Here is a 13,347-nt window from a genome sequence, read left to right as displayed (position 1 = left end):
CCCACACCACCCCCCACACCCCCTACATCACCCACATCACCTGCACCTACCACAAATACACAGAACTCGACCAACCCACCCACATCACCACCACCCAACCCCCCACCAGCAACACCACCGGCACCAGCCCCCAACCCACCACCGGCACCCACACCACCCACCACATCACCGGAACCCAAAACAACCAACCCACCTACACCACCACCATCCACACCACCACCCACCCCCAACCCACAACCCGCACCTGCGCTTAGGACTGGAATCAGAACGAGGTCTTCGGGACACGGGAATGACGGTGTGTCAGTTCCCGTCGATGCGGCCCAGAGAGGGCGGTTGCCACCGAGACACTGTTGCCGGTGCTTGGGCGGTGCTTCCGGTACCCGGGCGTCGTCGGCTCGATCATCTGCTGGCGACGACTGAGGACCGCGCCCTGATTCCAGACCAAAGTAAGGTGACATCCCATGTCGTGAACCCGCGCCGAGCACAAGGAGGCGGAATGCTCGCCAACTCGTCGGCGCTGGCGGCCGGAAGGCGCCATTCGGTCGGACGGCGCTGGGACGGAACCGTGCTCGCCGTGGGCAACGGCACAGCCGCTGAATGCCGTGTCGAGGGATGGGAAGACGTCGTCGCGGTGGCAGCCGGCAACGTCCATACCGCGACGAACACCGGCAAGTCCCATACGGTGGGACTCCGCTCGGACGGCACGGTGCTGGCGACGGGGTGGAATGGCGACGGGCAATGTGATGTGTTCGGATGGCGAGGCGTCACGGCCGTGGCCGCAGGCTGGCGACACACGCTCGGGCTGCTCGCCAATGGCTGCGTGCTAGCAGTCGGCCGGAGTTCGGAAGGACAATGCGACGTGCAGTCCTGGCGCGAGACGGTCGCCCTCTCCTGCGGTGACTGGCACTCGGTCGGCGTCCGGTCGGACGGTTCAGCACTGGCCACGGGAAACAATCGACGACGACAGTGCGCCGTTGAAAAGTGGCGTGACCTCGCTGCCATTTCGGCCGGGTATCTCCATACCGTCGGCCTCAGAACCGACGGGCGAGCAGTAGCGACCGGAGACCGGGCAACCGGGGCGTGCGAGGTCGATGAGTGGGAAGACGTGGTGGCGCTCAGCGCGGGCAGCTACCACACCGTCGGGGTCACTGCGTCCGGACGGGTCCTCGCAGCGGGAGACAACAGCCACGGACAGTGCGAAGTCGGCGGTTGGCGCGACATCGTCGCCGTTGCGGCCGGTTCGACGCACACCCTTGGCCTGCGTGCCAACGGCACAGTCGTAGCCGCCGGGAACAACGCCGACCGACAGTGCGAAGTCGATGACTGGTCCGGAGTCCACCTTCCATAAGCCTCCGGGCCACCGACCTACGGCCCTCAACCTCACCGACTCCCAAGCGCGACCGAGCCACAGAGAGCCTCCCCACCCCCGAAGGCCTCCGCCTGTGGCACATCGTCGTCACCCCGGATGAGGCCGTTGTCCTGCATACGCCGCACACCGGACAGATCTGGCTCTGCGGGGCGGCCCAGATCCATCCCGAGGAGGCGTTGAAGAACTGCGCGAGGTCGTACCCACTCACGGAACGCGCTCCAGCCCTCCAAGGAGCGCGTGCCGAAGTGACACCGCCGATCCCTGACTCTCCGGCCCGACGACACGTGCCCGTACCCGTACCAACGTCATGCACTGATCCGCATCGTCACGGACTTCGGCTCGGTGAAGAACTCCCGGCTGAACGTGCCCCCCTCACGGCCGATGCCCGAGGCGCCGACGCCGCCGAACGGAGCCCGCAAGTCCCTCACGAAGAAGCAGTTGATCCAGACGTTTCCGCTCCTCAGACCGGCCGCGACCCGGTGCGCGCGGTGCACGTTCTCGGTGAAGGCCATCGCGGACAGTCCGTAGGGCGTCCCGTTCGCCAGAGCGACGCCCTCCTCCTCGGACGCCATGGGGGTCACCGTGACCACAGGCCCGAACACCTCGTCCTGCTGAATCGGCGCGTGCGCCGGCACATCGGTGACCACCGTGGGACGTACGAACCAGTCGTGATCCAGACCGCCGGTGACGATCCGTCCGCCACCCAGCGCCCGCTCGTCCAGATAGACGCCGACCTTGCCGAAGTGCTGCGCACCCGCCAGCGGGCCGATCTCGGTGTCCGACGCTGAGGGATCGCCCAGCCGCAACGCCTCGGCCGCGGTGGTGAAGCGCGTGAGGAAGTCGTCGTAGACCCCCTGCTGTACGTAGAGCCTCGACCCGGCGAGGCACACCTGGCCCGTGTTGCTGAAGGCGGCCTTGATGGTCCATTCGACCGCGCTGTCGAGGTCGGCGTCGTCGAAGACGAGGGCGGCGCCCTTGCCTCCGAGTTCGAGGCTGACGGGGGTGAGGTGCTGCGCGGCGACTCCCGCGATGGTGCGGCCGGTGGCGGAGGATCCGGTGAAGGTGATGCGGTCCACGCCCGGATGCCGGGTCAGTGCGGCTCCCGCGTCGCCGTAGCCGAGTACGACGTTCAGTACGCCTTCGGGGATGCCGGCCTCCAGCGCGAGGCGGCCCAGCAGCGCGGCCGAGCGGGGTGTGTCCTCGGCCGGCTTCAGGACGACCGTGTTGCCCCAGGCGAGTGCGGGCGCGATCTTCCATGTGGCGAGCATCAGGGGGAAGTTCCACGGGGCGATCGCCGCGACGACGCCCGCGGACTCGTAGCGCACGTAGACGTGGTGGCCCGCGTCCGAGGGAAGGGCCTCGGCCGCGCTGAGCCGGGCGTGGTCGGCGAAGAAGCGGATGTTGGCCGCGGCACGCGGCACGTCGTGGCCGGCCGCGGCGACCCGGGGCTTGCCCATGTCGCGGGTCTCCGCGTCGGCGAGTTCCTCGGCGTTCCGCTCGATCAGCTCGGCGAAGCGGTGCAGGAGGCGGCCGCGTTCGGCGAACCCCATGCGGGGCCACGGCCCGGTGTCGAAGGCGCGGCGCGCGGCAGCCACGGCGAGGTCGACGTCGGCGGCCGACCCCCTGGCCACGGAGGCGTAGGCGGCCCGGGTGAAGGGGTCGATGTCGTCGTACGTGGTTCCGTCGACGGAGTCGGTTTCCTTGCCGTCGATGACGTGGAGGATCTTCACGGTGTCTGCTCCGAGGGTGAGGGAGTACCGGCTGGTGACGTGAGGGCGGCACCGGCGGTGCTCGTCAGATGGGTCCAGATACGGCCGAGCAGTTCGGGGCCCGCGCCCTGCCACGCGTGCTGTTCGGCCTCGGTCAGGGGCCGGGACGTGCCGGCCGCGGCGGAGGCGACGGCGAGGCGTGCCGACTCCTCCAGAATCCACATGCGGGCGACGGCCTCGCCGACGGTGCGTCCCGTGGTGACCGCCCCGTTGCCGCGCATGACGAGGCTGTGGGCGCCGCCGAGGCACGCGGCGAGGTCCGCCGCTCTGGTCCGGTCGCGGACCAGCCGCGCCTCGTCGAACACGGGGGTGGGCCCGCCGAGCAGCGCGCCCTGTCCGTGCAGCGGGCGGATGGCGGCGCCCACGGCCGTGGCGGCGTTGGTGTGGAAGGGCTGGGCACGGCAGATCGCCCCCACGTCCGGCCGCGCGGCGGCGATCGCGCGGTGGATCCACGCCTCCGCGGGAACCCCTTCTGGGAGCGTGTCGCCCTCTACGGGAAGGTGCAGGCACTCCGCGCCGGAGACGGTGCCGAGCGGTTGCGGCGGGGTGACGAGGAGGGTGGCCCCGTCGCCGAGACGAGCGCTGACATGCCCGAACGCCGTGACCAGTCCGTCCCGGGCGAGCGCTCGCCCTGCCCGCACAAGATCCGACCGCACGAGATCCGACCGCAGTACGTCCGCCCCCGGCAGGCCAACCCGCGTCGGGCCGACCGACCTCGCGCCGGACGCCGCTTCTGAAGCATTCACATTCACACCATGAGAATTACAGGTATAGAGATACCTGTCAATTGATTATTGACAGGTATAGCGATACCTGTAACTCTCAACATGCATTCAGGATTCGCGACAGCAGGAGGACACCATGAGGAGCCGACAGGGCACCGGAGCGGCGGCATGATCGAGCTGAAGGACATCGCCTATGTCCGCTCGGGCAGCGCGGACCTGGCCGCCGCCGTCCGCTTCGCCGTGGAGATCGTGGGCCTGGAACTGGTCGAGCAGACCGCGGGAGTCGCCTATCTCCGGGCCGACCACAGACATCACTGCCTGGCGTTCGTCGAGGGCGACAGCGGTGTGATCTCGTCCGGCTTCGTGCTGGCCGACGAGCACGCGCTGGCCGCGGCCGAGGACGAGCTGCGCCAGGCCGGCGTCAAGGTGGTCCGGGGCACGGCGGCAGGTGCCCGCAGCCGGCGCGTGCGGGACTACCTCACGTTCGAGGACCCGTTCGGCAACCTGGTGGACCTGGTGATCGACCAGGTGACCCTGCCGGGCCCGGTCCGGCTCGGACGCACGGCGGGCATCACCGAGTTCGGCCACCTGTGCCTCGACGCCCCGGACGTCCGGGAGGCATACACCTTCTGGTCCTCCCTGTTCAACGTCCGGGTCTCCGACTGGATCGGCGACCGGGCGTGTCTGATGCGCTTCGATCCGGTGCACCACAAACTCGCCGTCTTCCAGGGCGACCGGCCCGGCCTGTGCCACATGAACTTCCAGGTCGAGTCCATCGACGACGTCATGCGCAGCTGGCACTTCCTCGACGAGCACGGCGTGGAGATCGAACTGGGGCCGGGCCGGCACCCGCAGTCCACGGCGATCTTCCTCTACTTCAAGGGGCCCGAGGGCCTCACCTACGAGTACTCGTACGGCGTGCGCCGCATCACCGACGAGGCGGCGTGGCAGCCCCGCTACTTCGACCCGGAGCAGCCCGACGCCATCGACCTGTGGCGCGGCCCCACCCGGCGTCCCACCACCCAGCCCCAGATCCAGGGAATATCCGAATGACGTCCAAGCCCGTCACGACCCGCGCGGCCGCGACCGCACCGCGCCGGGAGGCAATGCCATGAGCTGGAACATCCAACGCGCCGCCCGTGAACTGCTCGCCCGGGAGGACGAGCGCAGGGACGGGCCACCGCTCACCGACGAGTGGCCCGACCTCGACCTGGCGACGGCGTACGCGATCCAGGACGAGACCCTCGCTCTGCGCCTCGGCCGCGGCGAGACCCTGATCGGCGTCAAGCTAGGGCTCACCTCCCGGGCCAAGCAGCGCCGGATGAACGTGGACGCGCCCCTGACGGCGTGGCTGACCGACGCCATGATCCTCCCGGCCGGCGAGCGCGTACCGCGGGACCGGCTGATCCACCCGCGCGCGGAACCCGAGATCGTCCTTGTGCTCGGGAGGGACCTCGCCGGTCCCGGGGTGAGTGCGGCGACGGCCCTGTGCGCGGTGGACCGGGTGCTCGGTGGCATCGAGGTCATCGACAGCCGGTACGCGGACTTCCGTTTCACTCTGCCCGACGTCGTGGCCGACAACGCCTCGTCCGGCTGCTTCGTGACCGGCCCGCTCGCCCGGGGCGTCGACGGCTTCGATCTGGCGGCCGAGTCCTGTGTGCTGCGGGTGGACGGCACGATCCACGACACCGCCACCGGAGCCGCCGTGCAGGGTCACCCGGCGGAGGCACTGGCGCTCGCCGCCAACGACCTCGGCCGCCGTGGCCACACCCTGCGCGGCGGATGGGTCGTGCTGACCGGCGGAATGACGGACGCCGTCGACATGGGGCCGGGCACCACGGTGTCGGCCGGCTTCGGCGCGCTCGGTCACGTCACCCTGGGGGCCTGACATGCCGATCGTGAACGTCTCCGTCGCCTGCGGGCGGACCCCCGAGCAGCTGCGCTCCTGCCTCGCGGCCGTACACGAAGCGGTGTGCGCGAGCCTGGGCGTCCCGGAGTCGTCCGTACGCGTGCTGCTGACAGAGGTCGATCCGGCCCTGTGGAGCAGCGGCGGGGTGACCCTGGCGGAACGCGGGCCTGCACCCGGCCCCGGACCGCTGCCTGCACCCGGCCCGGGACCGCGGTCGGCTCCCGGCCCCGGTCCGGGAGTGATCCCGGGCACTTCCGCAAGCCCATCAACAGGTAACCCTTGACATGTATCTCGATACCTCTAGGGTTTCCCTTCAGCAGTTACTTTAACTCTCAATCTTCCATCGGAAGGTCGCGGTCACCATGTCCCAGCTGCAAACCCTCCACAGCGACACCCGCAGCGGCACCACCCACCCCGTCCCCGCCTCCCCGGCGGCGCAGGACGTCGGACTGCTCATGCTCCGCCTCGTCCTGGGCGTGACCATCGCCGCCCACGGCACCCAGAAGCTGTTCGGGTGGTTCGACGGCGGCGGCCTCGACGGCACCGCCCAGTTCTTCGCCGCCAGCGGGTACCCGGCCGCGAGGACGATGGCCTTCGTCGCCGGTTTCATCGAGACCACCGGCGGACTCGCCATCGCCGTAGGGTTCCTGACCCCGCTGGCCGCCGCCGCGGTGGCCGGAGACATGATCAACGCCGTCGGAGTCAAGTGGAACGGCGGCTTCTTCGCCCCGACGGGCGTCGAGTACGAGCTGCTGATCGTCGTGGCCGCACTCGCGGTCGCCGTCGCGGGCCCCGGCAGGATCGCCGTGGACCGCGCCCTGCCCGTCCTGCGCGCACACCGGCTCGCGTACGGGGCGAGCGCGGCGCTCGTCGCCCTGGTGACGTCCGGCGTCTTCCTGCTCCTGCGCTCCTGACCCGCTCGGGGAGCGGCGGACACCCGCCTTCCTGCCCATCGCCCGCGAGGCCCCACCCGCATCCATCCGAACGCACCCGCATCCACCCGCACGAAAGGCGGTTCATCCCGTGGCTCTCTCGACCAACATCAACGCTGCGGCTCCCGACCCGGCCTCCCTCGGCCTCGACGAGGCCTACGGCGCCTTCGTGGGCGGCGAGTTCCGGCCCGTGGGCCCGGACACCTTCGACGCCGTCGCCCCGGCCACCGGCGTACACCTCGCGAAGGTCACCCGGGGTACGGCCGAGGACATCGACGCGGCGGTGGCCGCCGCGCGGGCCGCCTTCCCCGCCTGGAAGGCCCTGTCCTACGAGGAACGGTCCGCCCTGCTCATCCGGTTCGCCGACGCCCTCACCGAGGACGCCGAGCGGCTCGCCGCGATCGACGCCCTGGACATCGGCCGCCGTCTCTTCGAGACCCGGCTGGACTACCGGCTGGCCGCGTCGCAGTACCGCTACTTCGCCGGAGCGGTCCTCACCCACGAGGGCATGGGCCGTCCCATGCCCGGCGGCTACCTGATCGCCAAGCGCGAACCCCACGGCGTCTGCGGCCAGATCATCCCCTGGAACGTGCCCGCCATCATGACCTCGTTCAAGCTGGCTCCCGCGCTCGCCGCGGGCAACACCGTCGTGCTCAAGCCGGACGAGCACGCCTCCCTGTCCACGCTGGAGGTCGCGAAGATCGCCGCCGGCATCTTCCCGCCCGGCGTCGTCAACATCGTCCCCGGCACCGGGGAGGAGGCCGGCGCCGCGCTCACCGCCCACCCGGACGTCGACAAGCTCGCCTTCACCGGCAGCACCGAGGTCGGACGGCTCGTCGGCGCGGCGGCGGCCAAGCGCCTCGTGCCCGCCACCCTGGAACTGGGCGGCAAGAGCCCCAACATCGTCTTCCCCGACATCGACGACGTCGACGCCGTGGTCGACAACATCCTTTTCGGGGGTCTGTGGCACAACGGACAGGCCTGCTTCGGCGGTACCCGGCTGTTCGTGCACGACGCCGTCTACGACCGTCTGGTGCCGCGTCTGCTGGAACAGGCCGAGGCGCTGACCATCGGCGGCCCGTTCGACGAAACCGCCAAGCTGACCTGTCTGGTCTCCGAGAAGCAGGGCCGGCGGGTGCTGGACTACATCGAGACCGGCAGGACGGAGGGCGCCAAGCTCCTCGCCGGCGGCGAGCGGGTCACCGTCCCGGGCAACGAGCACGGCTGGTTCATCCAGCCGACCGTCTTCGAGGCCACCAACGACATGCGCATCGCGCGCGAGGAGATCTTCGGCCCGGTCCTGTGCGTCATCCGCTGGAACGACCTGGACACCCTCGTGCGGGAGGCCAACGACACCGAGTACGGTCTCGCCGCCGGCCTCTACACCAAGGATCTGAAGAACGCCCTGGCGACCGCCGACCGGCTCGACGCGGGCTCCGTCTGGATCAACTCCTATGCCAACCTCGTACCCGGTATGCCCTTCGGCGGGTACAAGAACAGCGGACTCGGCCGCGAGTACTCGCACGAAGCCCTCAACATGTACAGCCAGTTGAAGGCCATCACCGTCCAGTACGAGGTCGGGCCCGCCTGGTTCGCCTGAGCTGCGCCGACCGGGGCCGCCGCTCGACGGCCCGGCGCGACAGCCCCGAGGGTAACTCCGAGGCGCCGGCTGTCACGTGGTGCCGCGCAGTACTCGGGACAGCCCCAGCGCCGCGGTGCGTACGGCCGGTGCGAGCTGGGCGGGGCGGAAGCGGTCGCGCGAGACGGCCACCGAGATCGCCGCCACCGCGACCGCCCCGTCGAAGACCGGCGCCGCGATGCAGCTGACGCCCAGGGTGGCCTCTTCCTCCTCGTACGCCAGCCCGGAGACCTGGGTCTGCTCGACGGCGGTGCGCAGCCGCCGGGGATCCGTGACGGAGTGCGCGGTCATCCTGGGCAGCGGTGCGGCGAGGACCTCGTCCAGCAGCTCGGGACCGGAGAAGGCCAGCAGGGCCTTGCCGACGCCGGTGCAGCCCAGGGGCAGCCGTCCTCCGATGCGGGAGGGCAGCCGAAGCGCGTCGTGACCGTGGATGCGCTCGACGTACACCACCTCGTGCCCTTCCCGTACGCCGAGATGGACCGTCTCGTGCGTCGCCTCGAACAGGTCCTGAAGGAAGGGCAGTGCCGCCTCCCGCAGATCATGCCGGCGCGGGACGCGGGAACCGAGTTCGAAGAGCTTCCCGCCGAGCCGGTAGCGGTCCGCGTCCCGTTCGAGCAGGCCGAGCCGGACCAGATCGCCGCACAGCCGGTACACCGTCGTCTTCGCCATGCCGGTGCCCGCCGCGAGTTCCGTCAAACGGAACTCGGCGGCCTCCGCCCTGAAGCAGTCGAGGATACTTACCGCCTTCTCCAGCATGTTGCCTTGCGCGCTGTTCCGTGTCATGGAACAGATTTTGTCGCACTCCGCAGCATCGCTCTATACCTGACCCACGTCGCCCGGACTCCAGGCCCTGCTGCCGCGACGCCCACCGGCCACACCCGCACGAGGTGAATCCCGATGTCCCACCCCGGACCGCTCCACACCCGACCGCTCCACACCCGACGCCTCCACACCCGACCGTTCCACACCCGACGGTTCAGCACCCGACCGTTCCACCCCTGTGACCTGTCGCCCGTCGTGAACGAGGAGCAGGCATGAGCGCCGCCGAGAACGCCGGACTGCGGGCCGCCGTGGCGAAGGCCGCGGCCGTCCTGGAGGAGGCGGCCGACACGGGTGTGCCCTGTCCCCCGGTGCGCGGTCTGCTGCCCGAGGCGGACGTGCTGACCGCCTACGCGGTGCAGCGCCGCCACGTCGAGCGGGCGCTGGCGCAGGGGAGGCGCCCGGTGGGCCGCAAGATCGGCCTGACCTCGCCCGCCGTCCAGCGTCAACTCGGCGTCGACCAACCCGACTACGGGGTGCTCTTCGCCGACATGGCGGTGCCCGAGGGACAGCCGATCGCGCCGGGGCGGCTGCTCCAGCCGAAGGTGGAGGCGGAGGTCGCGCTGGTGCTGGGCGCGGATCTGCCGCACGGTGACCCCACGGTCGCCGATCTGCTGCGGGCCACCGCGTTCGCGCTTCCCGCGCTGGAGATCGTGGACAGCCGGATCGCGGGCTGGGACATCACGATCGTCGACACCGTGGCCGACAACGCCTCCTGCGGCCTGTTCGTCCTCGGCGGGACCCCGGTCCCCCTCGACCGGGTCGATCTGCGCGCGGTGACCATGACCCTCGGCCGCAACGGCGAGACGGTGTCCACCGGTACGGGCACCGACTGTCTGGGCAGCCCCCTGACCGCGGCCCTCTGGCTGGCCTCGACCCTCGCCGGACTCGGCGACCCGCTGCACGCGGGCGACGTGATCCTCACGGGCGCGCTCGGCCCGATGGCCGTTGCCACCGAGGGCGACTCGTTCACCGCACACATCGAGGGCCTCGGCACGGTGTCGACCGCCTTCACCACCCCGGACACGGAGGGAACCCCGGCATGACCACCAAAGTCGCCGTCATCGGGTCGGGCAACATAGGCACCGACCTGATGATCAAGATCCTGCGGCTCTCCGAGCGACTGGAGATCGCCGCCATGGCCGGCATCGACCCCGCCTCGGACGGCCTCGCCCGCGCCCGGCGGCTGAAGGTCGCCACCACCCACGAGGGCCTCGACGGGCTGGTCGCCCTCGACGAGTTCGCGGACGTCGGGATCGTCTTCGACGCCACGTCGGCCGGCGCCCACCGACGTCACGACGAGGTGCTGCGTGCGCTCGGGCGCCGGGTGGTCGACCTGACCCCCGCCGCGCTCGGTCCGTACGTGGTGCCGCCGGTCAACGGTGACGCCCACCTTGACGCGCCGAACGTCAACATGGTCACTTGCGGCGGCCAGGCCACCATCCCCGTCGTGGCCGCCGTCGCCGCGGTGACGCCCGTGCACTACGGGGAGATCGTCGCCTCCATCTCCTCACGCTCCGCCGGGCCCGGTACCCGCGCCAACATCGACGAGTTCACCGAGACCACCGCGTCCGCGATCGAGAAGGTCGGCGGCGCCGGGCGCGGCAAGGCCGTCATCGTCCTCAACCCCGCTGAGCCGCCCCTGATCATGCGGGACACCGTGCACTGCCTCGTCGGCGACTGCGACGACGCGGCAGTGACCGCCTCCGTGGAGGAGATGGTGGGCCGGGTCCAGGCGTACGTGCCCGGCTACCGCCTCAAGCAGCGGGTCCAGTTCGAACGGGTCGCCGTGGACGACCCGTTGCGCTCCCTGCTGCCGGTCTCGCACGCGGGCGCGGCGACGAAGGTGTCGGTCTTCCTCGAAGTGGAGGGCGCCGCCCACTACCTGCCCGCCTACGCCGGAAACCTCGACATCATGACGTCGGCCGCGCTCCGTACCGCGGAACGCATCGCCGCCCACCGCGCCACGGAGGTGGCTTCCCGATGACCCGTGTGTACGTCCAGGACGTGACCCTGCGGGACGGCATGCACGCCGTCCGCCACCGCTACACCGTCGACCAGGCCCGTACCGTCGCGTCCGCGCTGGACGCCGCAGGTGTCGCGGCGATCGAGATCGCGCACGGGGACGGGCTCTCCGGCTCCAGCATCACGTACGGCGTCGGCGCCCACACCGACTGGGAGTGGATCGAGGCCGTCTGCGGTGCCGTCGAGAACGCGGTCCCGACCACCCTGCTCCTGCCGGGCATCGGCACCCTGCACGACCTGCGCCAGGCGCACGCGCTCGGAGTCCGGTCGGTACGTGTGGCGACACACTGCACCGAGGCCGACATCTCCGCCCAGCACATCGCCGCGGCCCGGGAACTGGGCATGGACGTGGCGGGGTTCCTGATGATGTCCCACCTGGCCGAACCCGCCGAACTCGCCCGCCAGGCACGGCTGATGGAGTCCTACGGCGCCCACTGCGTCTACGTCACCGACTCCGGCGGCCGGCTCACCATGGACGGCGTACGCGACCGGGTCCGCGCCTACCGCGACGCCCTGTCCCCGCAGACCGAGGTCGGCATACACGCCCATCACAACCTCGCCCTGGGGGTGGCCAACTCGGTGGTCGCCGTGGAGAACGGCGTGACCCGTGTCGACGCCTCCCTCGCCGGCCAGGGGGCCGGGGCGGGCAACTGTCCGCTGGAGGCGTTCATCGCGGTCGCCGACCTCATGGCCTGGGAGCACGGATGCGACCTGTTTCCGCTCATGGACGCCGCCGACGACCTCGTACGGCCCCTCCAGGACCGCGAGGTCCGCGTCGACCGTGAGACCCTCACCCTCGGCTACGCCGGGGTCTACTCCAGCTTCCTGCGGCACGCCGAGGCCGCGTCGCAGCGGTTCGGTGTCGACACCCGCACGATCCTCGTCGAGGTCGGCCGACGGGGCCTGGTCGGCGGCCAGGAGGACATGATCACCGACATCGCCCTGGACCTGGGCACGCGGGACGGGAGCGGCGTGCCGGCGTAGGGCGGGGGCGCTCCGACCGGGAGAACACCACCCGAGTCGGTGCGCCGCCGGTACGACGCCTGTCGAAGAAGAGCCGATGTGGTGGGCATGCTCCGAACAACTGCGGGCAAGCGGAAAGTGCAGGTCAAATCCCCGGCCTGGTCACAGAAGTCCGATCCTGGAGGTGGCTCCGCCATGCGTACGAAGGTGTTGCAGCGGTTTCCCGCCGGAGCTCCGCGCGGCTCGTGGCCGGCGGAGGAGTACGCGGCCAAGTGCCGCGCGCACGGTGAGTCGGCGACCGTGGTGATGGACCTGGATGCGGACGCCTTCCTCGTCGTGATCCCGTCACGCGACGAGGACTGAGCCCGCGTCAGCCTGGTGGGCGGCTGGGTTGTGCTTGCTGCTTCTGCCCGGCGGCCCGCCGGCCCGCCGGCCCGCTCAAACCCGCGCTCGGAGCATTGGCGGGTGGCGGAGTGGCGCATGAACGCGGACGTGCGATCCCGGGCGCTGTTGTCCCGCCGTGGATCCGCCGTCGGGAGTGGGCAGTGTGCCTCCAGCGCAGTCTGTGAGGAGGCCTGTCGTGGCCAGTGAGTTCCAGCGGGCGAAAGCCCGGGCGATGTTCGACGTGCTCGACGTGGACAGCAGCGGTTTTCTGGAAGAGGACGATTTCCGGCAGTTGTCCGAGCGATGGCTCCGGTTGCCGCGGGTGGCTGCCGAGCCCGAACTGGCCGCCCGCGTCCAGGGGGTGATCCTGGGGTGGTGGCAGCAGCTGTCGACTGTCGGCGTGCGCCCCGACCGCATAGACATCGACGAGCTGATGGCCATGGTCGACCGGCTGCCGACCATGGCCGACGCGGTGGCGGCGACGGCGGACGCCGTCTTCGACGCGATCGACGAGAACGGGGACGGCCGGATCTCCCGCGCGGAGCACCAGCAGCTCATAGACATCTGGCACGGCCGTGCCATCGCCACCGGCGAGGTCTTCGACCGGCTCGACCAGGACGGCGACGGCTACCTGGGTCGGCCCGAATTCGCCGTGCTGTGGACGCAGTTCTGGATCAGCGACGATCCCGTCGAGCCGGGCAACCTCATGTGCGGGCCCGTGGCCGGGTTCAGCACCCGCTGAACTGTCGACGCGCCCAGCGGGCCCCGGCGGGAAGGGCCCGAAAATCACGTGCCTCGGCCGCCGCGCGGTCC

Annotated in this window: 14 protein-coding genes and 1 pseudogene; 12 read left to right on the top strand and 3 right to left on the bottom strand. The window is 70.6% G+C overall.

The features are described from left to right. A pseudogene (locus ACIQAC_RS30915) lies at window positions 1-254 on the top strand (hypothetical protein); the annotation flags it as partial. Window positions 255-496: 242 nt separating this feature from the next. Then, window positions 497-1,348 carry an RCC1 domain-containing protein gene (locus ACIQAC_RS30910; protein WP_402196739.1) on the top strand — a complete coding sequence of 284 codons (852 nt, stop codon included), beginning with the start codon at window positions 497-499 and terminating at the stop codon, window positions 1,346-1,348. A gap of 326 nt (window positions 1,349-1,674) precedes the next feature. Here the strand turns inward: ACIQAC_RS30910 and ACIQAC_RS30905 are convergent, their stop codons facing one another. Beyond that, complete coding sequence (locus ACIQAC_RS30905; RefSeq protein ID WP_402196736.1) at window positions 1,675-3,099, bottom strand: aldehyde dehydrogenase; 1,425 nt, start codon at window positions 3,097-3,099, stop codon at window positions 1,675-1,677. Next, window positions 3,096-3,884, bottom strand: coding sequence for a class II aldolase/adducin family protein (locus ACIQAC_RS30900; RefSeq protein ID WP_402196734.1), 789 nt, complete (start codon window positions 3,882-3,884; stop codon window positions 3,096-3,098). The genes ACIQAC_RS30905 and ACIQAC_RS30900 overlap by 4 nt, the downstream gene beginning before the upstream one ends. A 147-nt stretch (window positions 3,885-4,031) precedes the next feature. On the opposite strand from ACIQAC_RS30900, the gene ACIQAC_RS30895 reads away from it, so the two are divergent. The 5 genes from ACIQAC_RS30895 (at window position 4,032) to ACIQAC_RS30875 (ending at window position 8,304) form a co-directional block, all read left to right on the top strand. Beyond that, a complete protein-coding gene (locus ACIQAC_RS30895) occupies window positions 4,032-4,916 on the top strand; it encodes a VOC family protein (RefSeq protein WP_402196731.1) in 885 nt (294 codons plus the stop codon). A 58-nt stretch (window positions 4,917-4,974) separates the two neighbouring features. Then, window positions 4,975-5,751: a 2-keto-4-pentenoate hydratase gene (locus ACIQAC_RS30890; protein ID WP_402196728.1), complete on the top strand. Its 777-nt coding sequence runs from the start codon at window positions 4,975-4,977 to the stop codon at window positions 5,749-5,751. Between the two features lies 1 nt (window position 5,752). Next, on the top strand, window positions 5,753-6,055 hold the full coding sequence (locus tag ACIQAC_RS30885; RefSeq protein ID WP_402196725.1) for a 4-oxalocrotonate tautomerase family protein: 303 nt from the start codon (window positions 5,753-5,755) through the stop codon (window positions 6,053-6,055). A 79-nt stretch (window positions 6,056-6,134) separates the two neighbouring features. Further along, on the top strand, window positions 6,135-6,686 hold the full coding sequence (locus tag ACIQAC_RS30880; RefSeq protein WP_402196724.1) for a DoxX family protein: 552 nt from the start codon (window positions 6,135-6,137) through the stop codon (window positions 6,684-6,686). Window positions 6,687-6,795: 109 nt separating this feature from the next. Beyond that, the gene (locus ACIQAC_RS30875; protein ID WP_402196722.1) at window positions 6,796-8,304 is read left to right on the top strand and encodes an aldehyde dehydrogenase family protein; all 1,509 of its coding nucleotides are present in this window, start codon (window positions 6,796-6,798) and stop codon (window positions 8,302-8,304) included. Between the two features lie 72 nt (window positions 8,305-8,376). On the opposite strand, the gene ACIQAC_RS30870 is transcribed toward ACIQAC_RS30875, so the two are convergent. Then, entirely contained in the window at window positions 8,377-9,099 is a 723-nt protein-coding gene (locus ACIQAC_RS30870) for an IclR family transcriptional regulator (protein ID WP_402196762.1), read from the bottom strand. 278 nt (window positions 9,100-9,377) lie between these two features. On the opposite strand from ACIQAC_RS30870, the gene ACIQAC_RS30865 reads away from it, so the two are divergent. From ACIQAC_RS30865 to ACIQAC_RS30845, 5 genes are all read left to right on the top strand, one after another. Continuing rightward, entirely contained in the window at window positions 9,378-10,208 is an 831-nt protein-coding gene (locus ACIQAC_RS30865) for a 2-keto-4-pentenoate hydratase (RefSeq protein WP_402196719.1), read from the top strand. Further along, window positions 10,205-11,149: an acetaldehyde dehydrogenase (acetylating) gene (locus ACIQAC_RS30860; protein WP_402196717.1), complete on the top strand. Its 945-nt coding sequence runs from the start codon at window positions 10,205-10,207 to the stop codon at window positions 11,147-11,149. Before ACIQAC_RS30865 ends, ACIQAC_RS30860 begins: the two co-directional genes overlap by 4 nt. Further along, entirely contained in the window at window positions 11,146-12,171 is a 1,026-nt protein-coding gene (gene dmpG / locus ACIQAC_RS30855) for a 4-hydroxy-2-oxovalerate aldolase (RefSeq protein ID WP_402196714.1), read from the top strand. The genes ACIQAC_RS30860 and dmpG overlap by 4 nt, the downstream gene beginning before the upstream one ends. Window positions 12,172-12,345: 174 nt before the next feature. Further along, complete coding sequence (locus tag ACIQAC_RS30850) at window positions 12,346-12,513, top strand: hypothetical protein (protein ID WP_402196711.1); 168 nt, start codon at window positions 12,346-12,348, stop codon at window positions 12,511-12,513. Window positions 12,514-12,730: 217 nt separating this feature from the next. Next, on the top strand, window positions 12,731-13,276 hold the full coding sequence (locus ACIQAC_RS30845; protein WP_402196709.1) for an EF-hand domain-containing protein: 546 nt from the start codon (window positions 12,731-12,733) through the stop codon (window positions 13,274-13,276). Window positions 13,277-13,347 lie beyond the last annotated feature (71 nt).

Source organism: Streptomyces sp. NPDC088387 (genome assembly GCF_044753385.1).
In the GTDB taxonomy this organism is placed as follows: Bacteria; Actinomycetota; Actinomycetes; order Streptomycetales; family Streptomycetaceae; genus Streptomyces.
The sequence above is the reverse complement of the archived record's forward strand: the minus strand, read 5'-3'. Positions and strand labels throughout refer to the sequence as shown.